This is a genomic window from Kitasatospora putterlickiae, from assembly GCF_039527695.1.
Classification (GTDB): domain Bacteria; phylum Actinomycetota; class Actinomycetes; order Streptomycetales; family Streptomycetaceae; genus Kitasatospora; species Kitasatospora putterlickiae.
The window spans coordinates 2,967-29,032 of sequence record NZ_BAAAKJ010000255.1 but is presented as its reverse complement, the minus strand read 5'-3'; the positions used below and the strand labels follow the sequence as shown (position 1 = coordinate 29,032).

Below are 26,066 nucleotides of genomic sequence, written 5' to 3'. Positions count from 1 at the left end.
CGCCGACGAGTTCGCGCAGGCCGTGGCCGGCCTCGGCGCCGCGCTCGCCGAGGTCGCGCAGCCGCTCCAGTTCGGCGCGGCGCAGCAGGCGGCCGGTGCGGGAGACGTCGGTGAGCAGGTCCAGGCAGTGGTGGGCCAGCTCGTTGGGGATGTCGGGTGCGCCGCTTCCGTTGGCCACCGTCATGTCGTCGTGTCCCGCCCGGTCCGTCGGTGTGGTCGGCCGCCCGGCGGGTCCGCCGGTCGGCCGATCGGCTTCTCGGCTGGTCAGCCGGTGTGCTCCGGCGGTCCGTCGGGCCGGCGGCTGCTCAGCCCGGGCATGTTACCGGGTCGGCGTCGCGGCCGCTCCGGCGTCCACGGCGGCCGCCTGCGGGGGCGTCAGCGGCCGGTGGCAGGCGACGGTCCGCCCGGGCGACACCTCCCGCAGCTCCGGCACCTCGCCGGCGCACCGCTCGTCGGCGAACGGGCAGCGGGTGCGGAACCGGCAGCCGGACGGCGGGTCGAGCGGGGACGGCGGGTCGGCGGGGAGCAGGCCGCTGTCGCCGAGCGGACGGCCGGGCTCGGGGACGGCGGCGAGCAGCGCCGCCGTGTAGGGGTGGGCGGGTGCGGCGAGCACCTCCTCGGTGGGGCCCTGTTCGCAGAGCCGACCGAGGTGGAGCACCGCGACGTCGTCGCTGACGGCGCGGACCACGCCGAGGTCGTGCGAGATGAACAGGCTCGCGAGTCCGCGTTCCTCGGTGAGCCGGCGCAGCAGGTTGAGCACGGTGGCCTGGGCGGAGACGTCGAGGGCGGAGACGGCCTCGTCGGCGATCAGCACCCGGGGTTCGGCGGCGAGCGCGCGGGCGATGGCGACCCGCTGGGCCTGGCCGCCGGAGAGCTGGGCGGGCCGGCGGTCGCCGAACAGCCCGATCGGCAGGCCGACGGCCTCCAGTTGCCGCTCGACCACCGCCGCGCGGTCGACCGAGGGGTCCGGGTGGGCGTCCAGCGGTTCGGCGACGAGGTCGCGCACGGTGCGGCGCGGGTTGAGCGAGGAGACAGGGTCCTGGAAGACCATCTGCATCCGGGGGCGCAGCGCCCGCAGCGCGCGCGGGGCGAGCGCGGCGAGGTCGGTGCCGTCCAGGGTGACGGTGCCGGTGGTGGGCGGGGGCAGCCGCAGCAGGGCCTTGGCGATGCTGCTCTTGCCGGAGCCGGACTCGCCGACCAGGGCGAGGGTGTGGCGTTCGCGCAGTTCCACGTCGACGCCGCTGACGGCGTGCAGCGGGCCGGAGCGGGTGCGGTGGACCACGGACAGTCCGGTGGCCCGCAGCACGACGGGGGTGTCCGCCCCGGTGGCGTCCGGCGTGGCGTCGGGTACGGGGGTCATGCGGCGGTCTCCTCGGCCTTGTCCGGCAGCGCGGATGCGGGCGTGAGCGGGAAGTGGCAGGCGGCCGTGTGTCCGGCCCCGGCCCGGTGCAGTGGGGGCGCGTCCGTCGAGCAGACCGCCTGGGCGCGCTCGCAGCGCGGCGCGAACGGGCAGCCGGGGATGGGCCGGGAGAGGTCCGGCGGCGAGCCGGCCACGGCGGGCAGGGTGCGGCGCAGCGGCCCGGTGACCCGGGGCACCGAGCGCAGCAGCGCGGCGGTGTAGGGGTGGGCGGGGGTCTCGGTGACGGCCTCGGTGGGGCCGGTCTCGACGACCCGTCCGCCGTACATGACGGCGATCCGCCGGGCGCGGCCGTAGAGCAGGCCGATGTCGTGGGTGATCAGCAGGGTGGCCAGGCCCCGGGTCTCGCGGTGCCGGTCGAGCAGGTCGAGCACGGTGCGCTGGACGGTGACGTCGAGCGCGGTGGTGGGCTCGTCGGCGAGCAGCAGGGCGGGGGAGCCGGCCAGCGCGGCGGCGATGCCGACCCGCTGGCGCAGGCCGCCGGACAGCTCGTGCGGGTAGGCGCGGGCGCGCCGGGCCGGGTCGGGGACGTCGACGGCGGCGAGCAGTTCGGCGGCGGTGCGCAGCCGCTCCCGGCGCGGCATCCGGCGCTGGTTGGTGAGCGACTCGGTGACCTGGTCGGCGATCCGGACGACCGGGTTGAGCGAGGTCATCGGGTCCTGGTGGACCATCGCGACGCCGGTGCCGAGCAGTTCGGCGCGCCGGGCGGCGGTGGCGGTGAGCAGGTCCTCGCCGTTGAGCCGCACCGAGCCGGTGGCGGTGGTCCGGGTGGTGCGCGGGTGGACGCCGAGCACGGTGCGGGCCAGCACGGACTTGCCGGAGCCGGACTCGCCGACGACGCCGAGGCACTCGCCGGCGTCGATGGTGAGGTCGATGCCGTGCAGCACGTGCAGGGTCCGGCCGTCAGGGGTGTGCAGGGTGGTGTCGAGCGAGCGGACGTCGAGAACGGGGGTGGTCATCCTCGCCCTCCCTTCGAACGGAGCTTGTCGCCCAGGTAGTTGAGGGCGAGGACGGTCAGGCAGAGCACCGCCGCCGGGGCGAGCGAGATCCACGGGGCGCTGCCGAGCGTGGTCCGGCCCTCGGCGATGATGCCGCCCCAGGACGGCTCCGGCGGCCGGAGCCCGAAGCCGAGGAAGCTGAGCGAGCCCTCGGCGACGATGGAGACGGTGGTGGCGGTGAACGCGAAGGTCAGCGCGATCGGCGCGACGTGCGGGACCACCTCGCGGACCAGGATGCGCAGCGGCGCGGTGCCGATCATCCGGGCGGCCTGGACGAAGCCGCGCTCGCTGAGCGACAGCACGACGGCGCGCACCACCCGGGTGAAGGCCGGCACGGTGAACAGGCCGATCAGGATGCCGATCACCGGCAGGCTGGGTCCGCGCAGCGAGACCGCGATCATGACCAGGATCAGGGTGGGCACGGACATCAGCAGGTCGGCGGCGAAGCCGATCACCTTGTCCACCGGCCCGCGGAACCAGCCGGCCGCGATGCCGAGCGTTCCGCCGCCGAGCAGGCCGACGGTGATGGTCAGTCCGGCGACGGCGAAGGAGGCCCGGGCGCCGGCCACGGTCCGCTGGAAGACGTCGCGCCCGGCGGCGTCGGTGCCCAGCCAGTGGCCGGGGCCGGGGGCGGCGGCGGGGTTGGCGAAGTCGCCGTGCAGCGGGTCGAAGCCGGGCAGCAGCGGGAGCAGCAGGGCGGCGAGCGCGACGACGGCCAGCCAGCCGCCGGCGACCAGTACCCCGGTGGAGGGGCGGCGGCGCGCGGCCGCCTCGCGCGGCACGGTGGCGGGGACGGGGACGGTCTCAGCGGCGCTCATCGGCGATCCTCGGGTCGATCGTGCGGTACAGCAGGTCCACGGCGAAGGTGGCGGCCACCACGGCGATGGCGCTGACCACCACCACCCCCTGCACCACCGGGAAGTCGCGGCCGTTGATCGCCCCGGAGACCAGGCTGCCGACGCCGGGTACCGCGAACAGCGACTCGACCAGCACGGAGCCGCCGAGCGAGGTGCCGACGCCGATGCCGAGCAGGGTGACCAGCGGCAGCGAGGAGGGCCGCAGCGTGCGGCGCAGCAGCAGCCGCGCGGTGCCCATGCCGCGGCTGCGGGCGGCGGAGACGTAGGTCTGGTCGAGGGTGTCGAGGAGTTGGCTGCGCAGGGTGCGGGTGAAGACGGCGGCCTCGGTGAGGCCGAGGGTGAGCGCCGGCAGCACCAGGTGGCGCAGGTTCTCCAGCGGGTTCTCGGTGAAGGGGGTCCAGCCGGTGGCCGGCAGGATCCGCAGCTGGACGGCGGCGATCCAGATCAGCAGCAGGCCGAGCACGAAGCCGGGCACGGCGAGCCAGACGAACGCGCCGGCGGTGGCGATCCGGTCGACGGCGCCGCCCGGCCGCCAGGCCGACCAGAGCGCGACCGGCAGGGCCAGGCCGAGCGCCACCACCTGGGCGGCGACGAAGAGTTCGAGGGTGACCGGGATGCGGTCGGCGAGCTCGGTGGTGACGGCGACGCCGGTGGAGAGCGAGTGGCCGAGGTCGCCGTGCAGGGCGTCGCCCAGCCAGCGCCAGGTGGCGGCGAACACGTTCTCGTCCAGGCCGAGCTTGGCCTCGTACGCGGCGACCTGCTCCGGCGTGGCGGTCGGGCCGAGCGCGGCGAGGGCGGGGGAGCCGGGCATGAGCTTGGGCAGCGAGAGCGCCCCGACGGTGACCAGCAGGAGCACCGCGGCGGCCCGTCCGAGCCGTCCGGCGGTGCGTCCCGCGGTCCGCAGTGCGGTGGACGTCACTTCTTCACCCACAGGCCGGCCGGGGAGACGTTGACGACGGTCCGCTTGGAGACGTCCGGCAGGCCGCCGATCTTGGCGGAGGCCAGGAAGCCGACCGGGTTCTCGGTGAGGAAGAGCATCGGCGCCTCGTTGACGACCTCCTGCGCGGCCTCCTGGTAGGAGCGGGCCCGCTGGGCCTGGTCGACGGTGGTGCGCCCGGTGGTGATCGCCTGACCGGCCTTGGCGTTCTCCCAGCCGGAGAAGTTGTAGGCGGCGCCGGGCACGTAGAGGTTGGCCAGGGCGGTGTCGGTGTCGCCGAACATGCTGGTGACGAAGTCCATCACCTGGAACTTGCGCTGGTACATCGCGGTGCCCAGGCTCGCCGGGTCCAGCGGCTTGATGGTCATCTTCACACCGATGTCGGCGAACATCTGCTGGAGCACGGTGGCACGCTGCTGGCCCTCGGGCCGGCTGTCGACGAGGTACTCGAAGGAGAGGTCGGAGTGGCCGGCCTGGGCGAGCAGCTCGCGGGCCTTGGCGGTGTCCTTCGCGGGGTAGGAGGCGGCGCCGCGGTAGGGGGAGGAGGAGCCGATCGGGCCGTCCGAGACCTTGCCCTGGTCGAGGTGGACGACCTTCTCGACGGCCGCGCGGTCCACTGCGAGCTGCAGCGCCTGGCGCACCCGGACGTCGTCGAAGGGGGCGGCCTTGGTGTTGAAGACCACGGTGGAGGTGGAGCCGGGGCCGGTGGCCGCGCGCAGGTTGTCGCCGGGGGCCTGCTTGTACTGGGAGGCGGTCTCGGTCCAGACGAGGTCGGTGTCGCCGGAGCGCAGCGACTGGTACCGGCTGTCGGTGTCGGGCAGCACCTTGTAGACGAGCTTGTCGGCGTGGCCCTTGGTGCCCCAGTAGGACGGGTTGCGCACGAGGGTGGCGGAGACGCCCGGCTGCACGCTTTCGAGCGTGTAGGGGCCGGAGCCGACGGCCGGGGTGTCGGGGCCGGCGGGCGCCTCGGAGACGTAGCCGAGGGAGCGGGTGAACAGGCTGGGGAAGGCGGCGTTCGCGGACTTCAGGGTGAAGCCGACGGAGGTCGGGGAGTTCACCGTCATGGCGCCGATGGTGGCGGCGTCGGCGGCGCAGGCGCACTTGGCCTCGGGCTTGGAGAGCCGGTCGACGTGGTTGACCACGGCCTGCGCGTCGAGCGGCTTGCCGTCGCTGAAGGCGACGCCCTCGCGCAGCTCCAGCGTCCAGACGGTGGCGTCGGTGTTCGGGGTGAAGGCCTTGGCCAGGTAGGGCTCGACGGCGCCGTTGTCGCCGTTGATCATCAGCGGGTCGTAGAGCGCGTTGGCCAGGATCATCATCGGCATCGCGGTGAGGCCGCTGTCGGCCGGGTCGAGCTTGGCGAACGGGCGGTCGAGGCCGATTCTCAGTGTGCCGCCGTCGACGGCGGGGCCGTCGTCCTTGGGCGCGGAGGCGGCGGTGCCGCCGCCGGAGACCGTGTCGTCGGACGCGGAGCAGGCGGAGGCGGTGAGGGCGAGGGCCGCCGTGCAGACCGTGGACGCCAGGACGAGGGTGTGCCGCTTCATGATTCCTCGGGGGGGATTCGGGGCTACGGGGGAGGGGGGAGACCGGCGGGCGCAGCCGGACCGGTGGCCGCCGGGCACCACCATTCGGAAGTGGCACTACTGCCAACTGGCAGTTGTGCAAACTTCGCATGACGAGATGTCGACGACTTGGTGCTCGGCTTGAGCGGGCCACGCCGGGCGTGATTCGGTACGACTACGGCCGCACGCGGCACAGCAGTTGACGAGGGGCGAGCAGGATGCAGGGGCAGGGGACGGACACCGTGGCGGAGCCCGGGCTGCGCGACCGCAAGCGGGCGCGGACCAGGCAGGCCATCCGCACGGCGGGGCTCGACCTCTTCGAGGAGCTGGGCTTCGAGGGCACCACGGTGGACCAGATCTGCCGCCGGGCCGACGTCGCCCACCGCACCTTCTTCCGGTACTACGAGTGCAAGGAGGCGCTGCTGTTCGGCATGGACTTCGGCGCCGCCTTCCTGGACGCCTTCGCCGCGGCCCCCGCCGAGCTGGAGCTCTGGGCCGCCTTCCGGCACGCCGGCGGCGTCCTGGACGGACAGCTGGAGGAGCCGGCCGAGCACACCGTGCGGCGCCGGGCGCTGCGGCGCGGGTTCATCGAGATCCGCAGCGTGCGCGAGTTCGCGCTGATCATGATCGACACCGTCTCCCAGCGGGTGGCGGCGATCGTGGCCGAGCGGCTGGGCGTCGACCCGTTGGCCGACCTGCGGCCGCAGGCGTTCGCGGCGCTGATGGCGGGCATGACCCGGCGGCAGGTCGTCGACGGCAACGAGATGCGCTCGTTGGAGGAGTGGGTGGAGGCGTTCCGGGTCCTGCTCGCGGGGTTCGAGGCGCCGGCCCCGGCGGAGCCGGCGGGAGCCGTCCGGTGAGCGCCTACCGGGCCGGCCCCGACCCGCCGCCCGGCTCGCGGTAGTGCAGCACGAACCGCGCGCTGCTGCCGTCGATCCGCCGCCGCAGGTAGAGCGCGGGCGTGCCGTCCGGCGTGCAGCTGACGCCCTCGCGGACCAGCAGCGCGGTGCCCGGCGGCACCCCGAGCAGCTCCGCGTCGGCAAGGTCCGCGCCGACCGCGCCGAACGCCCGCCAGTCGTACTCCAGCTCCACCCCGGCCGCCCGGGCCAGGTCGAGCACCATGTTGCCGGCCCGGCCGGGCCGCAGCAGTTCGGCCGGCGGCGGCCCGGACGGCACCCAGTAGCTGCTCACCACCCGGGGCCGGCCGCCCAGTCGGATCACCGTGTCCACCCGGGACAGTTCCGCGCTGTCGCACCCCAGCTGGCGGGCCGCCTCGACGTCCTCCGGGCTCCCGGTCACCGGCGGCGCGGCCACCACGAACTCGCCGTCCTCCGCCGGGTCCGGCGCCCGCGTGCCGAGCGGCAGCCCGGTGTGCACGCTGCCGAGGTCGAAGCGCTGGCTGCGCGGGTCGACGGTGATCGACACCCGCACCGCCGGCGGGCGGACGAAGGTCCCCACGCCGCGCCGGATCTCCAGCACCGCGGCCCGTTCCAGCTCGGCCACCGCCTGCCGGACGGTCAGCCGGTTGACACCGAACTCGGTGCTCAGCTCCGGCTCGCTGGGCAGCCGGGAGCCCGCCGGGTACGTCCCGGCGTCGATGCGCTCCTGGAGCTGCCGGGCCAGCCGGCGGTACAGCGGGGTCTCGGTTCGGTGCGTCGCCACGCGCCAGATCCTACGGAGCCGGGTGGCGGCTTCTGTCCCCGGTTGTCCGGAAGTTCACCTCCTCGTCGCTTGCCCGGTGCCCCCCTTGCCGGGTAGACATCTAGACGTCTAGATGTCTCGCCCTCCCCATGTCGTTCCGAGTCATCACCCGATCCCCACCCCCGAAAGGCCCGCCATGACCCTGGTCAACTTCCGCGACCCCGCCGCCCTCGCCGACCCCGAGGGCCGCCGGGTGCGCCACGGCGTCCTGTACCGCTCCGCCCAGCCGTACCCGGCCGACAACGCCGCGATCGTCGAGCAGCTGAACGCCGCCGGCATCCGCACGATCATCGACCTGCGCGGCGAGGCCGAGACGGAGGACGCCGACTGGGCGCGGTCCCGGGCCGCCGGCATCGAGGTGGTCGCCGCCCGCGTCCAGCCCACCGACCGGAAGCTGGAGGCGGCGATGATGGCGATGACCACCGACGCGGACCTCGGCGCCTTCTACCTGCTGATGGTCGAGTCCGCCCCCGGGGCGGTCAAGCTCGCCGTGGAGGCCGCCACCCGCCCCGGCGGCCTGCTGGTGCACTGCGCCGCCGGCAAGGACCGCACCGGCTGGCTGACCGCCCTGCTGCTCGACCTGCTCGGCGTCCCGGCCGAGGAGATCGTCGCCGACTACCACCGCACCACCGCGGCGCTGCCGCAGATCTTCGAGGGCCTGGCCGAGCGCAACCGCAACGCCCTGAACGACTACCACGCGGGCTCGCTCACCGTCCCGCGCCCGCTGCTGGAGGCCCCGGCCGACGCGATGGCCGCCTTCCTGGAGCTGGTCGACGCCCGCTACGGCGGCACCGAGGGCCTGCTCGCCCACTGCGGGGTGGACGCCGCGACCATCGAGGCCTTCCGCGCCAAGGCCGCCGCCCCCGCCGCCGAGGTGCCCGCCGGGGTGACGGCATGAGGACCCCGCTGCGCCACACCGACGGCACGCCGTTCCGCGACCTCAACCACAACGGCACCATGGAGCCCTACGAGGACCCGCGGCTGCCCGTCGAGGAGCGCGTCGAGGACCTCCTCTCCAGGATGACCCTGGAGGAGAAGGCCGCGCAGATGTTCGTCGGCCGGATGATCGCCGGCGACCAGGGCCCCTTCCCGTCCGGCGACCACCTCATCACCGAGCGCGGCCTCACCTCCTTCGGCATGACGATGGTCCCCGACGCCCGCACCATGGCCGCGTGGAACAACCACGTGCAGGACCTCGCCGCCGCGAGCCGCCTCGGCATCCCGGTCACCCTCGCCTCCGACCCCCGGCACGGCTTCACCACCAACCCGGCCACCGCCTTCGCCGGCGGCGGCTTCTCGGTCGGCCCCGAGCCGATCGGCCTCGGCGCCACCGACGACCCGGAACTGGTCGAGGAGTACACCGCGCTGATCGCCCGCGAGCTGCGCGCCGTCGGCATCCGGGTCGCCATCCACCCGATGGCCGACCTCGCCACCGAGCCGCGCTGGGCCCGGATCAGCGGCACCTTCGGCGAGGACCCCGAGCGGGTCTCCCGGATCATCGCCGCCTACATCCGCGGCCTCCAGGGCGAGCGGATCGGGCCGGACAGCGTCGCCTGCATGACCAAGCACTTCCCCGGCGGCGGGCCGCAGCACAAGGGCGAGGACTCGCACTTCGCGGCCGGCCGGAGCCTGACCTACCCGGGCGGCGCCTTCGAGCGGCACCTGCGCCCGTTCGAGGCCGCGTTCGAGGTCGGCACCGCGCAGATCATGCCGGCCTACGCGATCCCGGCCGGCTCCGGGCTCGCCGAGGTCGGCGCCAACTTCAACCACGACGTCATCACCGGCCTGCTGCGCGGCAAGTACGGCTTCGACGGGGTGGTCTGCACCGACTTCAACGCCATCACCGGCATGGAGATCCCCGGCATCGTCAGCCTGCCGCCGCGGCACTGGGGCGTCGAGGAGCTGTCGGTGCCCGAGCAGGTCGCGATGACCCTGCACGCGGGGGCCGACCAGCTCGGCGGCGAGACCGACCCCGAGCTGATCCTCGGGGTGGTCCGCTCCGGCGCCGTCACCGAGGCCCGCCTCGACGAGTCCGTCCGCCGCATCCTGCGCGACAAGTTCCGGCTCGGCCTGTTCGACGACCCGTACGTGGACGTCGAGGCCGCCGCCACGCTGGTCGGCGCCCCGGCCGGCCGCGAGCTCGGCCGCAGGGTCCAGGCCGCCTCGCTGGTCCGCCTCTCCGGAGGCCCGCTGAGCGGCGAGCGGATCTACGTCGAGGGCGTGGACGCCGAGGTGGCGGCCCGCTACGGGACGGTCGTCGAGCGACCCGAGGACGCCGACGTCGCCGTCGTCCGCCTCGCCACGCCGTACGAGAAGCGCGAAGGGATGCTGGAGCAGCACTTCCACACCGGCACCCTGGAGTTCGAGCCCGCCGAGGCCGCCAGGATCGCCGCGCTGGCCGACGCCGTCCCCACCGCCGTCGTCGCGCTGCTCGAACGCCCCGCCGTGCTGACCCCGCTCGCGCCCCACGCGGCCCTGCTGGTCGGCGAGTTCGGCGCCGCCGACGACGTGGTGCTGGACGCGGTGTTCGGCCGCGCCCCGATGACCGGCTCGCTGCCGTTCGACCTGCCCCGCTCGGACGCCGCCGTCGAGGCCTCCCGCGAGGACGTGCCCTTCGACACGGAGGACCCGCTCTTCCCGGCCGGCCACCCGACCGCCCCGCGCGCGCTCTGAGAGCCGCGAGGCCGGCGCACCCGGGGTCAGCCCACGGGTGCGTTGGCCGGGCGGTCGCGGCAGGAGGCGCCGTCGATCTCGGTCTCGGTGGGCCGGGCCTCGTTGCGGCGCTCCAGGGGCAGTTGCGGCAGGTTGTTCTTGACGTCGCGGTCCCACTCGTTGCTCACCACGTACTTCTTCAGCGCGTCCCGCAGCCGCTCGCAGTCCTCGCGGTGGCCCTTGGCGAGGGCGACGCCGTAGTCGTTGGTCGCCGCGAAGGCGATCCCCGGCACGACCGCCAGCGCCGGCTCCGCCTCCATGAAGCCGTAGAGGATCAGCTGGTCGGTGGAGACCGCGTCGACCTCGCCGGCCTTGAGCGCGTTGACGCAGAAGCCCGCGTCCTCCTCCTCGCGCAGCCGGATCGCCTGGTAGGCGGGCTTGCGCAGCTCGTCGGCCGAGGTGGTGCCCTTCCAGACGCACACCAGCCGGCCGTTGAGGTCGTCCAGGGTGCGGTAGCGCTCCAGGTCGGCCGCCCGCACCAGCATGCCCTGCTGGGTGGACGCGTAGGGGCCGACGAAGTCGAGCCCCTCCCCGCCCTCCTTGACCGGGAGCATCCGCCGGGCGGTGATCGAGAAGGTCGCCACCACGAGGTCGACATCCCCGTCCCGCAGGGCGGGGGCGCGGTTCCTGGAGATGATGCCGTTGAAGATCGGGGGTTCCGCCCCGACCCGGTCCAGCAGTTCCCTGGCCACCGCGATGTCCAGGCCGTCGAAGTCGCCGGCGTGCCGCTCGTGGCTGGTGCCGGGCTGGTCGCTCTTCGCCCCGATCCGGACCTTCCTGCCGTCGGCGAAGATCGACGGCTCCGGATCCGCCCCGCACCCCGCGGCGGCGAGCGCGAGGAGAACCGCCGTCGTGGCGGCCCGCCGTACCGGTGTCCTTCGTCGCATTCCCCTCATGCGTCCCCCCGTGGTCCCGTTCACTCGTTGAAGAGCGTCCCGTCCGCCTGTGCCACCCGCAGCGCGCAGCCCTCCCTGGTCTGCACCGCGATCTCGATTTCCACCTCGCCGCGCCGCCCGCCGAGGTCGAACTCCACCTCGGACTGCGCGGGCACCCGCTGCACGCCCGGTGTGACCCCCGGAGTGAGGACCGTCAGCGTCGCGACGGTCTTGTGGACGCAGGTCGGTGACGCCGGATCGTCGTCCGTGAGGGTCAGCGCGAGCCGGAGCCGGTCACGCGCCTCCCCGGGGGCGGGCGCGGGCATCACCAGGGTCTGCGTGCTGGAGCCGGTCAGCGGCCCGGCGGCCTGGACGGAGAGCCCCACCGGGATCTCGCGGTTGCGCCGGATGTCCTCCAGGCCGCCCAGACCGAGCAGGGAGGCGCCCAGCGAGACCGTCACCAGCAGCAGACCCGCCGTCGCCGTCGGGCGGGTCAGCCCAGCCGGTCCCATGACGGCGCACCGCACGGACGTCACGAAGCCGGACCCGAGGGCGGCGTAGAACCCGGCGTACTGGATCTGCGGACCGCCCGGCCAGGACAGCGCGGCGTACCCGGCGATGCCGACGGCCACCAGGAGCGGCAGCAGCGCGACGACCGAGCGCGCGTCGACGTTCTTCAGGAAGGTGAACGTGGAGCGGTCGATCTCGCCGGCGTGGACCGCCCCGTGGTGCGTTTCGAAGTGGACGCGCCGGCCCGGGCCCGGGTCCCCCTCCATGGCTAGTTCGTGCCGAAGTTGAAGGTGGAGTTCTCGATGCGCGCCGCGTTGACCGTGTTGCCGCCGTACGAGTTGATCGTGACCGTCCGGACGGCCTCCACCAGCCGCTCCGCGGAGGGCGGGTCCGCCGCCGGTCCGCGCAGCCAGGCCAGCAGCGCCTCGGACAGCCGGGCGCGGTCGTCCTCGCCGAGGCCGTGCAGCAGGCCGTCGACCCGCTCCTCGGGCAGGTCGTGACGGTCCAGCACCTCGCCCACCTCGGCGGAGCGCCGGCCGAAGAGCCGGCGGAAGAAGCCCGCTCCGGTGTCCGCCGATTCCGTGGCGACGCGCTGGGCGGCCTCCGCCGCCAGCTGGGTTCCGAAGGCGGTCGCGGCGACCGTGAAGTACGGAGCGATGGCGGTGATGTCGGTGAGCAGCTCGGACACAGGCCCCCCAGTATGTCCAGGCCACTCGCTGTCGGTGGCCGCGGCGAGTGCGATGGTAGCGACCGAGGGGCGGTGGCGCACCGGTTCGCGCCGAACCCGTCACCGGACGACCACCCCGCGGGCCGGGCGGGCCGAAGACCCGCAGGTCGGCCGGGGGCGGACGAAAACCGTTCGCTCCGGGCGACGGCGCGCTGGCAGAGTCCGGTGGCATGCAGCAGCTCTACGGGATCCGGGCCGACTTCGACGCCGACACCATCGTCGTCTACCAGGCGTACGCCCCCGCCGTGGCCGACGCGGCCCTCGCCGCCGGGCGGTTCGTCGCGCCGTTCTCCTTCGGGCGGATGACGTGGATCAAGCCCTCGTTCCGCTGGCTGATGCACCGCAGCACCTGGGCCCGCAAGCCGGGCCAGGAGCGCGTCCTGGCCGTCCGGATCACCCGGGCGGGCTGGGAGGAGGCGCTCGGCCGGGCCGTCCTGACCACCGGCGACCCCGCGCTGCTCGCCCGCGCCGAGGTGCACGTCCAGTGGGACCCGGAGCGCTCCCTGCGCGGCGCCGCGCTCAACCACTACAGCATCCAGGTCGGCGTGGGCCGCACCCTGATCCGGACCTTCGCCGAGGAGTGGATCACCGGCGTCACCGACCTCACCCCGCAGGTGCGCCGGATCGCCGGCCTGCTCCAGCAGGGCCGCACCGCCCAGGCCCAGCGCCTGCTGCCCCCGGAGCGCCCCTACCCGCTCCCGCGCCCGCTCGCCGCCCGCCTGGGCGCCGGCGGATGACCTCCCCCGACGGACGGTGGGACCGCCTCCCCGGCACGATCACGGGATCGGGAGGCGGCCCCGGTCCGGGACCGGTCAGAACCTACGCCGCGGACTGGGCATCGACCGCGTTGTTCTGACCGGCCACGATCTTCCACCCGTCCGCCTGCCGGGCGACCACGTAGAGCGCCCGGCCGTGCGGGCCCTCCACCGGTCGGCCCGCGGCGTCGGTGGGCGTCTGGGCCACGTTGACGGCGACCACGCCGTCCGCGACCGCCAGCAGCTTCACCACCTCGTACCGGGCGTAGGAGTCCTTGAGGAACTCCCGCATCGCCGGTCCGCTGAACGCGGTGATCGCCGCCCGGCCGTCCAGCCGCCGGCCCGCCGCGTTGGTCCAGGACGCCCGCTCGCCGAACTGCGCGCCGAGCGCCTCCGCGTCCTTGCGGTTGAACGCGTCCTCCAGCGCCGCGACCACCCCGGTCACCGCCTCCCGCACCGCCACCGGCACGTCCCCCGCCACCAGCACCTCGCCCGCCATGACCAGCACCTCTCCCCGGTAGGGCGACATCCGAACGGCGATCACCGCCGGAACCCCATCCGACAACCTCAACCGCCCTTGAGGTCAAGCCCGGGGTCCCGCCGCCCGTCCGCCGCGCCCGCGGTAGGCGGCGGCGACCTCCAGCAGCCAGGCGACCTCCTCACGCGGGGTGAAGCCGCCCGGGTGGCAGGGCTCCGGCGGCATGCCGCCCGCCGGGGGCCGGCCGTGGGCGCGGTGGTACAGCGCGGCCCGCAGCCAGCGGGCCTCGGTCCGCGCCGGGTCGTCGCCCGTGGTGAGGACCGCCCCGGCGGCGCCCGCCGACGCCGGCACCTCGTCGCGCAGCGCGAGCGCCGCGTCCCGGATCTCGAAGGCCCGGTGCGTGAGGTCGAGGGTCCGGTCCCCGTACGCGAACAGTTCGGGGACCCGTCCGCGGGGGGTGCCGAACACCACGTGCGGCACCGCGCCGACCAGGTCGGACCAGAGCGGGTACAGCCGCCACATCGCCGACTGGTCGCGGACGTAGCGCAGCGCCATCCAGAGCGGGGGCACGGAGAACCCGGCGGCCATCAGGACGATCGCGGCCGGTGGCAGGGGCTCGAAGAGGAAATCCGTCATCGCTGCCGGCAGACCGGTCACCGGGTCGACCGGAGTGTCGCCGTACCACAGGACGATGACCACCCGGCGGACCGTGTGGAAGAACCCGATCGCCGATCCCGTGGCCAGCAGCCACACCCCGGTGCGCAGCAGACCGCTCGGCACGGTGCGGCGGTTGGACCAGAACACCTGCGTGCCGAGGGCGGTGGACCCCGCCAGGAACAGGTAGTAGACGGCGAGGTAGATCCGTACGGCGGGGTCGCCGTCGTGGGCGTCGATGCCGTCGCGCTTGAAGACGAGGAGGAGCACCGCGACCAGCGCGAGCAGGGAGAGCGCCTGCCGGATCCGGGACGCGGGGACGACGCGGCCGAGGCAGCCGTGGACGGCGTGCACGTAGTCGAGCAGGTAGACGGCGGAGACGAGGCCGAGGACGGGCTTGACCAGGAGGGCGACGTCCGGGATCCCGGAGACCTCCGCCATGAGACGGGCGACCTCGGGCGAGCGGGCGCCGAGTCCGACGGTCATGGCCGCCAGGGTCGCCCAGAGGGCACGGGAGGCGGGGGAGACGGGTGGCCGGAAGGCGGACGGCAGCCGCCACACGGTGACGGCGCAGAGCAGGACGGGAATCAGGGCGGACGGTAAGGGGAGCATCAGCCCCGCCGCCGGCGTCGGAGCGACCGGATCGGGGGGAGGAGGCTGTCGGCGAGCCGTCTGGAGGCGGCCGTGCCGGCGCGGTCCGGCCCGGACCGGTCGGCACCGACGAGGTCGCTCAGCAGCAGGGCTATCATCTCGGCCTCCTGTTCTTCGCGGGTGGTGTAGCTGGTGCGGCCCACGCCCATGGCCGTGGCGATGAGTTCGGGCGTCAGATCGGGCATCAGGCCGGTGAGGTGCTGGAGTTCGACGGCGCCGGTGTGCCCGCAGACGACGTGGCCGAGCTCGTGGAGCTTGATGAGGTCCTGGTGCGCCGGGGTGGTGCGCTGCTCGTACAGGACGACGTCGACGCTCGGCAGGGCGATCCACAGCCCGCACGGCGCGTCGGGGCCGAACGGCGGCAGCGGTTCCATGACGATCGGCCGGCCGCGGCGCCGTTCCAGGGAGTCGCGGAAGCCCTCGACGGTGAAGGGAACCGGCAGGTCGAGGTCGGCCAGGATGCCCTCGCAGCGCCGACGGAGGCCTCGGGGGAGTGGCATGACGGCGGAATCGTTCCTTCCCGAAGCATTGAGGGCGGAGCAGGCCCCTGCGGCCGTCCCGTTCCCCGGATCGTGTCCGACGGCTCACTGATCGGACGAGGAGGGCGGCTTGGGCCTGCCGGAGGCTTCCTCCTCCAGGTCCTTGAGGCGGTCGGCCAGCGCGAGCAGCATGTGAAGGCTTCCGTCGGACAGCCCCGAGGCGCGTTGGACGAGGTTGACGACCTCGGCGTTGCCGAGCGCCTGCCGCAGCTCGCCGAGCTTCTCCAGACGGTCCAACTGCTCGTCCACCGCACCGGTGCGCGCGTCGTCGAGGAAGTAGGAGGCGCCCTGCTGGATGCCGAAGCAGCGACCGAGCCAGTCGAGGGTCTCCACGGTCGGGTTCGGCGTCTGCCCCTTCTGCGTCACGCCGTGGTGCAGGTTGCGGATGGTGTCCTTGGAGATCACATCGCGCCCGGCGAGCCGGTTCGTCCGCTCGGCCAACTCGCGGTACGTCGGCGTCCGCCCGCCGGCCCGGGCCGTCTCGCGGGCGATCAGGGCGTCGATCCTGTCGGCGATGGCGGCGCTGCGGCTCGGGGCGCTCGGGCTCTCCGGCTCGTCTCCACGCACGTCTCTGGCCTCCGATCCGATGGGGTCCACGCTATCGCGATCGCCGGGCTCGGCGATTTAACTAGCCGTATCCCTTGCATGGGGATTGGCCCGCAGATGCGAGGGGATGCGCGGCCCGGCGCGACTCTCGGCGCGTAGAACGCTTCAGGAGGGGGATTGTGCGGGGGCGCACGGCGTCATAGTGTGACGATGCGTCGGCGATTAAAATCGCCAACGCGAGGTCATCGTGCTCACTCCAGCGGCCGGCCGTCGTGCCGGCCGTGGTCCTCCGCCTTCCTACCGACCGGGAGACACCTGTGTCCGCTCAGCGCGTCACTTCTCGTACGACCTCCGTCCTGGCGGCGATAGCCCTGTCCGCCCTGGCCCTGGGAACCGTCCCCGCCGCCCACGCCCAGCCGAGTCCCGCGCCCTCCATCGACCTCACGGTCGACTCCGCCGGAGGCGGTGGCCAGGGCCCGTCCGCGACGATGACGACGCTCGCCCCGCAGATGACCCGTTCCCAGGTGCTGGCCCGTGCCGCCTCCTGGTACGGCATCGGTCTTCAGTACAGCGGGACCAGCACCTACCAGGGCTACCGCACGGACTGCTCCGGCTACGCCTCGATGGCCTGGCAGCTCAGCAAGCCGGGCCTCGACACCACGAAGTACGTGCCGAACGGCGCCGCCCACTGGATCAGCAAGGGCGAACTCAAGCCCGGGGACGCGCTCCTGGACGACGACGCCGGCGACGACGGCCACATCGTGATCTTCGAGCGGTGGACCGACTCAAGCCAGACGTCCTACATGGGTTACGAGTTCACCGGTGGCAGGATTAACCCCGGTGTGAAGCACCGCGAAATCCCCTACCCCTACTTCTCGGGCTTCGGACCCTGGGCTCCGGTCCGGGCCAACAACGTCATCGACGACCCGGTCACCCCCCAGCCGCCGAAGCTGCGCCTGGACTTCAACAACGACGGCAAGGCGGACGTCGCCGGGAAGCTGTCCGACGGGAACCTGTTGCTGTGGACCGGCAACGGCAACGGGACCCTGGACACCCAGAGTGGCTACAGCCTGTGGCCGAACAACGGGTTCGGCCAGGTCAGTGATCTGGTGGCGGCGGACTTCAACGGCGATGGCAAGACGGATGTCGCGGGGAAGCTGTCGGACGGGACGCTGCTGTGGTGGAAGGGTCTCGGCAACGGCACGCTCGACCCGGCCAGTGGCTGGAGCATGTGGCCGGACACCGGGTTCAGCGCGGTGAGCGGTCTGCTCGCGGGTGACTTCAACGGTGACGGCAAGGCGGACATCGCGGGCAAGCTCTCGGACGGCAACCTGCTGCTGTGGACCGGCAACGGCGACGGCACCCTGAACACCCAGAGTGGCTACAGCCTGTGGCCGAACAACGGGTTCGGTCAGGTGAGCGATCTGGTGGCGGCGGACTTCAACGGCGACGGGAAGACGGACGTCGCGGGGAAGCTCTCGGACGGCACCCTGCTGTGGTGGAAGGGCCTGGGCAACGGGACCCTCGACCCGGCCAGCGGCTGGAGCATGTGGCCCGACACCGGGTTCAGCCAGGTGCACAACCTCGTCGCGGACGACTTCAACGGCGACGGCAAGGCCGACATCGCCGGAAAGCTCTCCGACGGCAACCTGCTGCTCTGGACGGGCAACGGCGACGGCACCCTCAACACCAGCAGCGGCCACGGCATGTGGCCCGACAACGGCTTCAACGCCGTGAACCCCCTCATCGGCTGACCGACACGGCGCTACGCCACCCACTCCGCCGGGGCCCTGCCGCACTGCTCGCCGCAGGGCCCCGGCGGCCACCCCTGCCGTCATCCGACGAATCGAAGGACCCCATGCGTCGACGAATACGTCACCCCCTCGCCTGCCTTTCGCTGGCCGCCATGTGCACGGCGCTGCTCACCGCCCAGGACGCCTCCGCCGCCTCCATCGAGACCTGGGAGAAGATGGCCCAGTGCGAGGCCAGCGGGAACTGGGCGGCCAACACCGGGAACGGCCACTACGGCGGCCTCCAGTTCGCGGCCAGTACCTGGGTCGGCTTCGGAGGAACCGTCTACGCCTCGCGCGCGGACCTCGCCACCAAGTACCAGCAGATCGAGATCGCCGAGAAGGTGCTCAAGGGCCAGGGCCCCGGTGCCTGGCCGGACTGCTCCGTGATCGTCGGCCTGGCCAAGGACACGAGCAGCCCCGTATACCCCACCGTCAAACGGCTGCGCCTGGACTTCAACGGTGACGGCAAGGCGGACGTCGCCGGGAAGCTGTCCGACGGGAACCTGTTGCTCTGGACCGGGAACGGCAACGGGACCCTGAACACCCAGAGTGGCTACAGCCTGTGGCCGAACAACGGGTTCGGCCAGGTCAGTGACCTGGTGGCGGCGGACTTCAACGGCGATGGCAAGACGGATGTCGCGGGGAAGCTGTCGGACGGGACGCTGCTGTGGTGGAAGGGCCTGGGCAACGGCACGCTCGACCCGGCCAGCGGCTGGAGCATGTGGCCCGACACCGGGTTCAGCGCGGTGAGCGGTCTGCTCGCGGGTGACTTCAACGGTGACGGCAAGGCCGACATCGCCGGGAAGCTCTCGGACGGCAACCTGCTGCTGTGGACCGGCAACGGCGACGGCACCCTGAACACCCAGAGTGGCTACAGCCTCTGGCCGAACAACGGGTTCGGCCAGGTGAGCGAGCTGGTGGCGGCGGACTTCAACGGCGACGGGAAGACCGACGTCGCGGGGAAGCTGTCGGACGGGACGCTGCTGTGGTGGAAGGGCCTCGGCAACGGGACCCTCGACCCGGCCAGCGGCTGGAGTATGTGGCCCGACAACGGCTTCAGCCAGGTGCACAACCTCGTCGCGGACGACTTCAACGGTGACGGCAAGGCCGACATCGCCGGGAAGCTCTCCGACGGGAACCTGTTGCTGTGGACCGGCAACGGCGACGGCACCCTCAACACCAACAGCGGCCACGGCATGTGGCCCGACAACGGCTTCAACGCCGTGAACCCCCTCATCGGCTGACCGGCGACAAGCCGGCGACCGCAGCCATTCCTCCGCAGGACAAGGAGACCGCCATCAGTATCCGCCGCGCACTGCTCGCCGCGGGCAGTTGCCTCGCACTCTCCGCCGTCACCGTGGGCGCCGCCACCGCCGCCCCGCCCTCCACCCCGACCCCGGCCGCGTCGTCCGAGACCCGTTCCGTGGACTACCTGGGTCACCGGTTCACCGTCCCCGCCGACTGGGCGGTGGTGGACCTCGCCGCCGACCCCACCGCCTGCGTCCGCTACGACCGGCACACGCTCTACCTGGGCGTCCAGGGCGAGGGCGCGATGTGCCCGGCCCACCTGGTGGGCCGCACGGAGACCCTCCAGATCCAGCCCGCGGACGGCGACTCCGTGCCCGGCCTCACCGCCGACCCGATGAGCCACGAGTTCACCACCGCCGCCGCCGACATCCAGGTGACCGCCACCTACCGGGACGACGAGCGGCTCGTCCGCGACATCGTCGCCGCCGCCGGACTGCCCACCGCAGCCGCGAAGGACGCGCGTCCCGGAGCGGCGACGGCTCCGTCCCTCACGACCACCACCACGGAGGCCCTGCCCGCCGGCGCCACCGACTACATCGGCAAGGGCTTCGACACCTGCGACGCCCCCGGGTCCGCCTTCATGAAGGCGTGGAAGGCGTCATCGCCCTACCAGGCGATCGGGGTGTACATCGGGGGAGCCCAGCGGAGCTGCACGGACCAGGGGAACCTGACGGCGAGCTGGGTCCGCGAGCAGGCCAACGATGGTTGGCGTTTCATCCCGCTCTACGTCGGCATCCAGGCCCACCAGATCACCAACCCCGCCGGCCAGGGCACGGCTTCGGCCGACGACGCGATCGCCAGGGCCGCGGCACTCGGCTTCGGTCCGGGCAGCCTGCTGCACTACGACATGGAGAACTACGCCCCCCAGTACCGCCCCACCGTCCTGAGCTTCCTCTCGGCCTGGACCAGCCGGCTCCACCAGCAAGGCTACAAGTCGGCGGTCTACAGCAGCAGCGCCAGCGGGATCAAGGACATCGTCCAGACCAGGAACGACGGCTACGCCCTTCCGGACGTGCTCTTCCCCGCCAACTGGAACGGGGTGGCCAACACCAGCGACCCGTACATCCCGAACGACCTGTGGGCCAACCACCAGCGCGTCCACCAGTACAGCGGGAACGTGATCGAGACCTGGGGCGGTTACACCCGCCAGATCGACCGCAACTTCCTCGACGTGGCCGTTTCCGGCACCCCGAACCCGCAGCCCAACCCGGACGGCCCCGCGCGCGTCGACTTCAACGCCGACGGCAAGCGGGACATCGCCGGCCGGGCCCCGGACGGCGCGCTGCTGCTCTGGACCGGCAACGGCAACGGCCAGCTGAACACCGACTCCGGCCACGGCCTGTGGCCGAACAACGGGTTCGGCCAGGTGAGCGACCTGGTGGCGGCGGACTTCAACGGCGATGGCAAGACGGATGTCGCGGGGAAGCTGTCGGACGGGACGCTGCTGTGGTGGAAGGGCCTCGGCAACGGCACGCTCGACCCGGCCAGTGGCTGGAGCATGTGGCCGGACACCGGCTTCAGCGCCGTGCACAGCCTGGTCGCGGGCGACTTCAACGGTGACGGCAAGGCGGACATCGCGGGCAAGCTGTCCGACGGGAACCTGCTGCTGTGGACCGGCAACGGCGACGGCACCCTCAACACCCAGAGCGGCTACAGCATGTGGCCGGGCACTGGCTTCGGCCAGGTGAGCGAGCTGGTGGCGGCGGACTTCAACAGCGACGGCAAGGTCGACATCGCCGGCAAGCTGTCGGACGGGAACCTGCTGCTGTGGAACGGCAACGGGAACGGGACGCTCGACACCACCACCGGCTACAGCATGTGGCCGGACACCGGATTCAGCGCCGTGGACAGCCTGGTCGCGGGTGACTTCAACAGCGACGGCAAGGCCGACATCGCCGGTCGTGCCTCCGGCGGCGCGCTCCTCCTCTGGACGGGGCACGGCAACGGCCAGCTCAACACCCAGAGCGGCTACGGCCTGTGGCCGGACAACGGCTTCGCCCAGGTCAGCGAGCTGATGTAGGGCCTTCGCCGGAACGGTCGACCGGGTCCCCGCCACACGCGCGGGGGCCCGGTCACGGCCGCTGCAGCTCCCGGATCCGGGTGATCCGGCCGCGGGAGTCCAGGACGACGTCGTAGGTGTTGCCGTAGCAGGCGTACGGGGGTTCGGGCGCGCCGTCGGTGAGGCAGGCGTCCAAGTGGTCGAGGAGGAGGGGGAGTTGGACCTCCTTGGCGGGCTCGTCGTGCGGGAGGTCGACCAGCGTGGCGGTGGCGTGCGCGGCCAGGGCGTGGCTGCTGGGGTCGGCCTCGGGGGCGCAGGCGGGGCGCAGGGTGAGGCGGCCGTCGACGACGTCCAGGACCTGGACGGTCCGGCGGACGGCATGGGTGGCGCACGGAGTGGGCGGGGCGGCGTCCAGGCCGGGTTCGGCGTCGGCGTCGGGGGAGTCCCCGTACTCCTCCTCCGCGAGGCCCCCGGCGTCCCCAACGTCCCCGGTGTCCCCGGCGTCCCCGACCTCCCCGGCGAACTCGGCGTCCTCGGGATCCTCGACGTCGTCCGAGGCCATCGCCAGCGTCGGGTCCTCGTCGATCGGCGTGCAGGCGGCGACCCCGGCGGTGGCGGCGCAGCAGAGCAGGACGGCGAGCAGGAGGCGGCGGGGCGCGGTCATGGGGTGAGTCTCCCACTGGACGCGGAGTCCGCGGGCCCGGTTGCGAAGGGCCGCCGCCCCCGCCGGGCGTGCGGACCCGGCGGGGGCGGCNNCGGGGGCTCGCCGACGGGCCCTACGCCGCGACGGGCCGCGCCGGGTCGTAGGCCTTGCGGAGCCGCTCCTGGGCCTCCGGCCCGGCGGCCAGGTGGTCCAGCCCGAGCAGCGCCGCGCCGAGGACCGGCGGGGCGACGACGACCCGCGGCTCGGCGAGCGGCGCCGCCGCGGTCAGCCGGTCCGTCAGGTTGTCGAGCAGCAGCGGCTGCCGGGAGGCGAGCACCCCGCCGCCGAGCACCACCGGGGTGGGCGTCTCCAGCAGGTCCAGGCGCCGCAGCGCGACCACGGCGAGCCGGACGATCTCGTCGGCCTGCCGGTCGATCAGCGACAGCGCGGTGGTGTCCCCGGCCCCGGCGACGGCGAACAGCACCCGGACGATCTCGTGCAGCCGGGTGGACGGCAGGTGCCCGAGGTGGACGGCCTCGGCGACGGCCCCGGTGCTGCGCAGGCCGAAGTGCTCGGCGATCGCGGCGGCCAGGCCGGTCGGCCCGCCGCGCCCGTCCTCCGCCCGGACGGCGTGCCACATGGCGGCGCCGGCCAGGCCCGCGCCGCCGCCCCAGTCGCCGGTGAGCTGCCCGAGGGCCGGGAAGCGGGCGGTGCGGCCGTCGGGCAGCAGGCCGACGCAGTTGATGCCGGCGCCGCAGACGACGGCGACGCCGCACGGGCCGTCGGTGCCCGCCCGCAGCAGGCCGAAGGTGTCGTTGACGACGGTGTTGCTGACGCCCCACGGGTGGGAGACCAGGGCGGTGCGCAGCGCCTCCTCCTCGACCGGCAGGTCGGCGTTGGCGAGGCAGGCGCTGACGTGGCTGGTGAGCGGGCCGGTCCAGCCGGTGATCCCGGCGGCCGCGGCGGCCTCGGCGACCAGCGGGGCGAGTCCGGCGACCGCGGCGGTGGCGCCGACGGTGGCCGGGAGGAAGCCGCCGCCCCGGGCTGAGCCGTGGACGGTGCCGTCGGCGCCGATCAGGGCGACGTCGGTCTTGGAGTTGCCGGCGTCGATGGCGAGGACGCCGGGCAGGTGCGGTTCGGGCTGGTGGGTCATCGGGCTTCCCGCGGCTCGTCGTACGTGGCCCGGCCGGGGGTCTTTCCCGGCCGGGGGTGGCGTGTCTCCGCCCGTGATCCGGCCCGCACTCCCCCCACGGAATGCGGGCCGGGGACCGGGGGCCGGGCGGGTCAGGCCCAGGAGAGGTGCTCGCGGTTGTGGGCGAGCAGCCGGTCCGTCAGCTGGTCGGCGAGTTCGATCTGGCCGACCAGCGGGTGGGCGAGCAGCGCGTCGAAGACCCGGTCGCGGCCGCCGCGCAGGGCGGCGTCCAGGGCGAGGTGCTCGTACGCGGTGACGGCGGCGACCAGTCCGGCGTACAGCGGCTCCAGCGGGCGCTGGGGCAGCGGGCGCACGCCGGCCGCGTCGACCTCGGCCGGCACCTCGATGACGGCGTCGTCGGGCAGGAACGGCAGCACGCCGTCGTTGCGGGTGTTGACCACCTGGACGGAGGTCCCGCCGCCGGTGCCCAGCAGCGCCGCGATGAGCTGCACCGCCGCCTCGGAGTAGAACGCCCCGCCGCGCTTGGCGAGCAGGTCCGGCTTGGTGTCCAGGGCCGGGTCGGCGTACATCTCCAGCAGCCGACGCTCGATCTCGGCGACCTCGGCGGCCCGCGAGCCCTTGGTCCTCAGCTCCTCCACCACCACGTCGTGCTGGTAGAAGTACCGCAGGTAGTAGGACGGTACGACGCCGAGCCGCTCGATCACCCGCTGCGGCAGGTGCAGGTCCTCGGCGATCTCCTTGCCGAAGCCGGAGAGCAGCTCGGGCAGCACCTCGCGGCCGCCGGCCGCGCCGGGGCCGTCGAGCAGGGTGACCCCGCGCTCCCAGGTGAGGTGGTTGAGGCCGACGTGGTCGAGCCGGATCAGCTCCGGGTCGACGCCCAGGTGCTTGGCGAAGCGCCGCTGGAAGCCGATGGCGACGTTGCACAGGCCGACGGCCTTGTGGCCGGCGTTCCGCAGGGCGCGGGTGACGATGCCGACCGGGTTGGTGAAGTCGACGATCCAGGCGTCGGGGTTGGCGCGCCGGACGGTCTCGGCGATGTCGAGCACCACCGGGACGGTGCGCAGCGCCTTGGCGAGGCCGCCGGCGCCGGTGGTCTCCTGGCCGACGCAGCCGCACTCCAGCGGCCAGGTCTCGTCCTGGTTGCGGGCCGCCTGCCCGCCGACCCGCAGTTGCAGCAGCACCGCGTCGGCGTCGGCGACGCCCGCCGCGACGTCGGTGGTCGTGGTGACGACCGCGCCGTGGCCCTGCTTGGCGAAGATCCGCCGGGCCAGTCCGCCGATCAGCTCCAGGCGGTCGGCGGCCGGGTCGACCAGCACGAGTTCGCCGATCGGCAGGGTGTCGCGCAGCCGGGCGAAGCCGTCGATCAGCTCCGGGGTGTACGTCGAACCGCCGCCAACGATGGCCAGCTTGAGTGCGGACATCAGCCCTTGACCCCTGTCAGTGTCACGCCTTCGATGAAGGCCTTCTGTGCGAAGAAGAAGAGGACGATCACCGGGGCCATCACCAGGAGGGTGGCGGCCATGGTGAGGTTCCAGTTGGTGTGGTGGGCGCCCTTGAAGGACTCCAGGCCGTAGGAGAGGGTCCAGGCGTCGTGGTTGTTGCTGGCGTAGATCTGCGGGCCGAAGTAGTCGTTCCAGCAGTAGAAGAACTGGAACAGCGCGACGGCGGCGATGGCGGGCTTGGCCATCGGCAGCACCACCCGCAGCAGGGTGCGCAGTTCGCCGCAGCCGTCGATCCGGGCCGCCTCGATGTACTCCCGGGGGATGGTCAGCAGGAACTGGCGCAGCAGGAAGATCGAGAAGGCGTCGCCGAAGGCCATCGGGATGATCAGCGGCCAGAGCGAGCCGCCCAGGCCCATCTGCTTCGCCCAGAACAGGTACATCGGGATGATGGTGACCTGCGGCGGAAGCATCATCATCGCGATGACGGCCATCAGCGCCAGGTTGCGGCCGCGGAAGCGGAACTTGGCGAGCGCGTAGGCGACCGGCAGGCTGGAGACGATGGTCAGCACGGTGCCGAGGCCCGCGTACAGCAGGGTGTTGCGCCACCAGGTGAGGAAGCCCGGGGTGTCGAAGACCTTCCCGTAGTTGCCCCAGTTCCAGGAGGTCGGCCAGTAGTCGGAGGTGAGCGCCTGACCGTCCGACATCACCGAGGTCAGGAAGGCGAAGACGAACGGCAGCAGGAAGAACAGGCCGGCGGCGACGGCCAGCGAGTGGACGGCCACCCAGTTGAGCAGCGCGCGGCGGCGGGCGGTGCGGGCGGCGGCGGTGACGGGCCCGCGGGCGGAGCCCCGGCCTGGCCGCCCGCCGGGTGCCTCGGCGGAGAGGGTCTGGCTGAGAGTCATGATCGTGTCCTCACTGGGCCGCTAGTCGTCGCTGGCCATGAAGCCGGACCGGCGGCGCATCAGCACCGAGGTGACGGCCATCGAGATGACGAACAGCACCAGGGCGACGACGCACGCCGCACCGTAGTTGAAGCGCTGGAAGCCGAGGTTGTAGACCATCTGCGGCAGGGTCCAGGTGGAGCCGTTCGGGTATCCGGGCTCGAACTGCTGGCCGGAGCCGGCCGAGTTGCCGCTGGCGACCTTCGCGGCGACGATCGCCTGCGTGTAGTACTGCATGGTCTGGATGACCCCGGTGACCACCGCGAACATGATGATCGGCGAGATGTTCGGCAGGGTGACGTACCGGAACCGCTGGAAGGGGCCGGCGCCGTCGAGCTCGGCGGCCTCGTACTGCTCCTTCGGGACGTCCAGCAGGGACGCCATGAAGATGACCATCAGGTCGCCGACGCCCCACATGGCGAGCAGGGTGAGCGCGGGCTTCGACCACTGCGGGTCGGCGAACCAGCCGGGCTGCGGCAGTCCGATCTCGCCGAGGAAGTGGTTGACCGGGCCGGTGCCGGGGTTGAGCAGGAAGGCGAAGGCGACCGTGGCGGCCACCGGCGGGGCCAGGTACGGCAGGTAGAAGACGGTGCGGAAGAAGCCCACGCCGCTCTTGATCTTGGTGATCAGCATCCCGATGCCGAGGCCGAACACCACCCGCAGGCTCACCATGATGACGACCAGCCACAGGGTGTTGCGCAGGCCCTGCCAGAACGCCGGGAGGTCGTTGAAGACGTAGTCCCAGTTCTTCAGGCCGCTGAAGGTCGGCGAGCCGAAGCCGTTGTACTTGGTGAACGAGAAGTAGATGGTCGAGATCAGCGGGTACAGGAAGAAGACGCTGAAGCCGATCAGCCAGGGGGAGAGGAAGGCG

25 protein-coding genes and 1 pseudogene are annotated in these 26,066 nt (G+C 73.1%); 7 read left to right on the top strand and 19 right to left on the bottom strand.

Annotated features, from left to right (window positions below):
* The 6 genes and pseudogenes from ABD308_RS25660 to ABD308_RS25635 all read right to left on the bottom strand — a co-directional run.
* Positions 1 to 184, bottom strand: a pseudogene (locus ABD308_RS25660) (hypothetical protein); the annotation flags it as partial.
* 135 nt (positions 185 to 319) lie between these two features.
* Positions 320 to 1,360, bottom strand: a complete 1,041-nt coding sequence (locus ABD308_RS25655) for an ABC transporter ATP-binding protein (protein ID WP_344338958.1) — start codon at positions 1,358 to 1,360, stop codon at positions 320 to 322.
* Positions 1,357 to 2,376: an ABC transporter ATP-binding protein gene (locus ABD308_RS25650; protein ID WP_344338956.1), complete on the bottom strand. Its 1,020-nt coding sequence runs from the start codon at positions 2,374 to 2,376 to the stop codon at positions 1,357 to 1,359. The genes ABD308_RS25655 and ABD308_RS25650 overlap by 4 nt, the downstream gene beginning before the upstream one ends.
* Positions 2,373 to 3,233: an ABC transporter permease gene (locus ABD308_RS25645; RefSeq protein WP_344338955.1), complete on the bottom strand. Its 861-nt coding sequence runs from the start codon at positions 3,231 to 3,233 to the stop codon at positions 2,373 to 2,375. The genes ABD308_RS25650 and ABD308_RS25645 overlap by 4 nt, the downstream gene beginning before the upstream one ends.
* Positions 3,220 to 4,191: an ABC transporter permease gene (locus ABD308_RS25640; protein WP_344338953.1), complete on the bottom strand. Its 972-nt coding sequence runs from the start codon at positions 4,189 to 4,191 to the stop codon at positions 3,220 to 3,222. Before ABD308_RS25640 ends, ABD308_RS25645 begins: the two co-directional genes overlap by 14 nt.
* The gene (locus tag ABD308_RS25635) at positions 4,188 to 5,750 is read right to left on the bottom strand and encodes an ABC transporter substrate-binding protein (RefSeq protein ID WP_344338951.1); all 1,563 of its coding nucleotides are present in this window, start codon (positions 5,748 to 5,750) and stop codon (positions 4,188 to 4,190) included. Before ABD308_RS25635 ends, ABD308_RS25640 begins: the two co-directional genes overlap by 4 nt.
* Positions 5,751 to 5,986: 236 nt before the next feature.
* Here ABD308_RS25635 and ABD308_RS25630 point away from each other — a divergent pair, with 236 nt between their 5' ends.
* Positions 5,987 to 6,628: a TetR family transcriptional regulator gene (locus ABD308_RS25630; RefSeq protein ID WP_344338949.1), complete on the top strand. Its 642-nt coding sequence runs from the start codon at positions 5,987 to 5,989 to the stop codon at positions 6,626 to 6,628.
* Positions 6,629 to 6,632: 4 nt separating this feature from the next.
* Here the strand turns inward: ABD308_RS25630 and ABD308_RS25625 are convergent, their stop codons facing one another.
* Complete coding sequence (locus tag ABD308_RS25625) at positions 6,633 to 7,430, bottom strand: GntR family transcriptional regulator (protein ID WP_344338948.1); 798 nt, start codon at positions 7,428 to 7,430, stop codon at positions 6,633 to 6,635.
* Positions 7,431 to 7,605: 175 nt separating this feature from the next.
* On the opposite strand from ABD308_RS25625, the gene ABD308_RS25620 reads away from it, so the two are divergent.
* Both ABD308_RS25620 and ABD308_RS25615 read left to right on the top strand, forming a co-directional pair.
* Positions 7,606 to 8,367 (top strand): tyrosine-protein phosphatase, encoded by a 762-nt coding sequence (locus ABD308_RS25620; protein WP_344338947.1) that lies wholly within the window; start codon positions 7,606 to 7,608, stop codon positions 8,365 to 8,367.
* The gene (locus tag ABD308_RS25615; RefSeq protein WP_344338944.1) at positions 8,364 to 10,142 is read left to right on the top strand and encodes a glycoside hydrolase family 3 protein; all 1,779 of its coding nucleotides are present in this window, start codon (positions 8,364 to 8,366) and stop codon (positions 10,140 to 10,142) included. The genes ABD308_RS25620 and ABD308_RS25615 overlap by 4 nt, the downstream gene beginning before the upstream one ends.
* 26 nt (positions 10,143 to 10,168) lie before the next feature.
* Here the strand turns inward: ABD308_RS25615 and ABD308_RS25610 are convergent, their stop codons facing one another.
* From ABD308_RS25610 to ABD308_RS25600, 3 genes are read right to left on the bottom strand one after another with little or no spacing between them, the layout of a single operon-like run.
* Positions 10,169 to 11,068 (bottom strand): transporter substrate-binding domain-containing protein, encoded by a 900-nt coding sequence (locus ABD308_RS25610; RefSeq protein WP_344338942.1) that lies wholly within the window; start codon positions 11,066 to 11,068, stop codon positions 10,169 to 10,171.
* Positions 11,069 to 11,097: 29 nt separating this feature from the next.
* Positions 11,098 to 11,832 (bottom strand): hypothetical protein, encoded by a 735-nt coding sequence (locus ABD308_RS25605; protein ID WP_344338941.1) that lies wholly within the window; start codon positions 11,830 to 11,832, stop codon positions 11,098 to 11,100.
* A 2-nt stretch (positions 11,833 to 11,834) separates the two neighbouring features.
* Positions 11,835 to 12,254, bottom strand: a complete 420-nt coding sequence (locus ABD308_RS25600) for a hypothetical protein (protein WP_344338940.1) — start codon at positions 12,252 to 12,254, stop codon at positions 11,835 to 11,837.
* A 209-nt stretch (positions 12,255 to 12,463) separates the two neighbouring features.
* Between ABD308_RS25600 and ABD308_RS25595 the strand changes: the two genes are divergently transcribed.
* Entirely contained in the window at positions 12,464 to 13,030 is a 567-nt protein-coding gene (locus tag ABD308_RS25595; RefSeq protein WP_344338939.1) for a DUF4291 domain-containing protein, read from the top strand.
* An 82-nt stretch (positions 13,031 to 13,112) separates the two neighbouring features.
* Here ABD308_RS25595 and ABD308_RS25590 read toward each other — a convergent pair whose 3' ends face one another.
* The 4 genes from ABD308_RS25590 to ABD308_RS25575 all read right to left on the bottom strand — a co-directional run bounded on the left by ABD308_RS25590 (position 13,113) and on the right by ABD308_RS25575 (position 15,937).
* Positions 13,113 to 13,592, bottom strand: coding sequence for a YybH family protein (locus tag ABD308_RS25590; RefSeq protein WP_344338938.1), 480 nt, complete (start codon positions 13,590 to 13,592; stop codon positions 13,113 to 13,115).
* A 39-nt stretch (positions 13,593 to 13,631) separates the two neighbouring features.
* Positions 13,632 to 14,792 (bottom strand): MAB_1171c family putative transporter, encoded by a 1,161-nt coding sequence (locus tag ABD308_RS25585; protein ID WP_344338937.1) that lies wholly within the window; start codon positions 14,790 to 14,792, stop codon positions 13,632 to 13,634.
* On the bottom strand, positions 14,792 to 15,331 hold the full coding sequence (locus ABD308_RS25580; protein ID WP_344338936.1) for a hypothetical protein: 540 nt from the start codon (positions 15,329 to 15,331) through the stop codon (positions 14,792 to 14,794). The genes ABD308_RS25585 and ABD308_RS25580 overlap by 1 nt, the downstream gene beginning before the upstream one ends.
* 84 nt (positions 15,332 to 15,415) lie before the next feature.
* The gene (locus tag ABD308_RS25575) at positions 15,416 to 15,937 is read right to left on the bottom strand and encodes a hypothetical protein (RefSeq protein WP_344338935.1); all 522 of its coding nucleotides are present in this window, start codon (positions 15,935 to 15,937) and stop codon (positions 15,416 to 15,418) included.
* Positions 15,938 to 16,233: 296 nt separating this feature from the next.
* On the opposite strand from ABD308_RS25575, the gene ABD308_RS25570 reads away from it, so the two are divergent.
* From ABD308_RS25570 to ABD308_RS25560, 3 genes are all read left to right on the top strand, one after another.
* Positions 16,234 to 17,670: an FG-GAP repeat domain-containing protein gene (locus ABD308_RS25570; RefSeq protein ID WP_344338934.1), complete on the top strand. Its 1,437-nt coding sequence runs from the start codon at positions 16,234 to 16,236 to the stop codon at positions 17,668 to 17,670.
* Between the two features lie 152 nt (positions 17,671 to 17,822).
* Positions 17,823 to 18,953 carry a transglycosylase family protein gene (locus ABD308_RS25565; RefSeq protein WP_344338933.1) on the top strand — a complete coding sequence of 377 codons (1,131 nt, stop codon included), beginning with the start codon at positions 17,823 to 17,825 and terminating at the stop codon, positions 18,951 to 18,953.
* A 113-nt stretch (positions 18,954 to 19,066) separates the two neighbouring features.
* Positions 19,067 to 21,037 carry a glycoside hydrolase domain-containing protein gene (locus tag ABD308_RS25560; RefSeq protein WP_344338932.1) on the top strand — a complete coding sequence of 657 codons (1,971 nt, stop codon included), beginning with the start codon at positions 19,067 to 19,069 and terminating at the stop codon, positions 21,035 to 21,037.
* 52 nt (positions 21,038 to 21,089) lie between these two features.
* On the opposite strand, the gene ABD308_RS25555 is transcribed toward ABD308_RS25560, so the two are convergent.
* The 5 genes from ABD308_RS25555 to ABD308_RS25535 all read right to left on the bottom strand — a co-directional run.
* Positions 21,090 to 21,680: a hypothetical protein gene (locus ABD308_RS25555; protein ID WP_344338931.1), complete on the bottom strand. Its 591-nt coding sequence runs from the start codon at positions 21,678 to 21,680 to the stop codon at positions 21,090 to 21,092.
* Between the two features lie 112 nt (positions 21,681 to 21,792).
* Positions 21,793 to 22,812, bottom strand: a complete 1,020-nt coding sequence (locus ABD308_RS25550) for an N-acetylglucosamine kinase (RefSeq protein ID WP_344338930.1) — start codon at positions 22,810 to 22,812, stop codon at positions 21,793 to 21,795.
* Positions 22,813 to 22,943: 131 nt separating this feature from the next.
* On the bottom strand, positions 22,944 to 24,233 hold the full coding sequence (locus tag ABD308_RS25545; RefSeq protein ID WP_344338929.1) for a 6-phospho-beta-glucosidase: 1,290 nt from the start codon (positions 24,231 to 24,233) through the stop codon (positions 22,944 to 22,946).
* Complete coding sequence (locus ABD308_RS25540) at positions 24,233 to 25,156, bottom strand: carbohydrate ABC transporter permease (RefSeq protein ID WP_344338928.1); 924 nt, start codon at positions 25,154 to 25,156, stop codon at positions 24,233 to 24,235. Before ABD308_RS25540 ends, ABD308_RS25545 begins: the two co-directional genes overlap by 1 nt.
* Before the next feature lie 21 nt (positions 25,157 to 25,177).
* Positions 25,178 to 26,066 (bottom strand): carbohydrate ABC transporter permease (locus ABD308_RS25535; protein WP_344338927.1); only part of this gene is annotated, 889 nt, incomplete at its 5' end.

Excerpts from the sequence above, each read along its gene's own strand:
- ABD308_RS25605 (WP_344338941.1), bottom strand. The coding sequence starts at position 11,832 with ATGGAGGGGGACCCGGGCCCGGGCCGGCGCGTCCACTTCGAAACGCAC.
- ABD308_RS25650 (WP_344338956.1), bottom strand. The coding sequence starts at position 2,376 with ATGACCACCCCCGTTCTCGACGTCCGCTCGCTCGACACCACCCTGCAC.
- ABD308_RS25615 (WP_344338944.1), top strand. The coding sequence starts at position 8,364 with ATGAGGACCCCGCTGCGCCACACCGACGGCACGCCGTTCCGCGACCTC.
- ABD308_RS25645 (WP_344338955.1), bottom strand. The coding sequence starts at position 3,233 with ATGAGCGCCGCTGAGACCGTCCCCGTCCCCGCCACCGTGCCGCGCGAG.
- ABD308_RS25540 (WP_344338928.1), bottom strand. The coding sequence starts at position 25,156 with ATGACTCTCAGCCAGACCCTCTCCGCCGAGGCACCCGGCGGGCGGCCA.
- ABD308_RS25585 (WP_344338937.1), bottom strand. The coding sequence starts at position 14,792 with ATGCTCCCCTTACCGTCCGCCCTGATTCCCGTCCTGCTCTGCGCCGTC.
- ABD308_RS25580 (WP_344338936.1), bottom strand. The coding sequence starts at position 15,331 with ATGCCACTCCCCCGAGGCCTCCGTCGGCGCTGCGAGGGCATCCTGGCC.
- ABD308_RS25620 (WP_344338947.1), top strand. The coding sequence starts at position 7,606 with ATGACCCTGGTCAACTTCCGCGACCCCGCCGCCCTCGCCGACCCCGAG.
- ABD308_RS25550 (WP_344338930.1), bottom strand. The coding sequence starts at position 22,812 with ATGACCCACCAGCCCGAACCGCACCTGCCCGGCGTCCTCGCCATCGAC.
- ABD308_RS25635 (WP_344338951.1), bottom strand. The coding sequence starts at position 5,750 with ATGAAGCGGCACACCCTCGTCCTGGCGTCCACGGTCTGCACGGCGGCC.
- ABD308_RS25655 (WP_344338958.1), bottom strand. The coding sequence starts at position 1,360 with ATGACCCCCGTACCCGACGCCACGCCGGACGCCACCGGGGCGGACACC.
- ABD308_RS25630 (WP_344338949.1), top strand. The coding sequence starts at position 5,987 with ATGCAGGGGCAGGGGACGGACACCGTGGCGGAGCCCGGGCTGCGCGAC.
- ABD308_RS25610 (WP_344338942.1), bottom strand. The coding sequence starts at position 11,068 with ATGCGACGAAGGACACCGGTACGGCGGGCCGCCACGACGGCGGTTCTC.
- ABD308_RS25545 (WP_344338929.1), bottom strand. The coding sequence starts at position 24,233 with ATGTCCGCACTCAAGCTGGCCATCGTTGGCGGCGGTTCGACGTACACC.
- ABD308_RS25555 (WP_344338931.1), bottom strand. The coding sequence starts at position 21,680 with ATGACCGCGCCCCGCCGCCTCCTGCTCGCCGTCCTGCTCTGCTGCGCC.
- ABD308_RS25595 (WP_344338939.1), top strand. The coding sequence starts at position 12,464 with ATGCAGCAGCTCTACGGGATCCGGGCCGACTTCGACGCCGACACCATC.
- ABD308_RS25565 (WP_344338933.1), top strand. The coding sequence starts at position 17,823 with ATGTGCACGGCGCTGCTCACCGCCCAGGACGCCTCCGCCGCCTCCATC.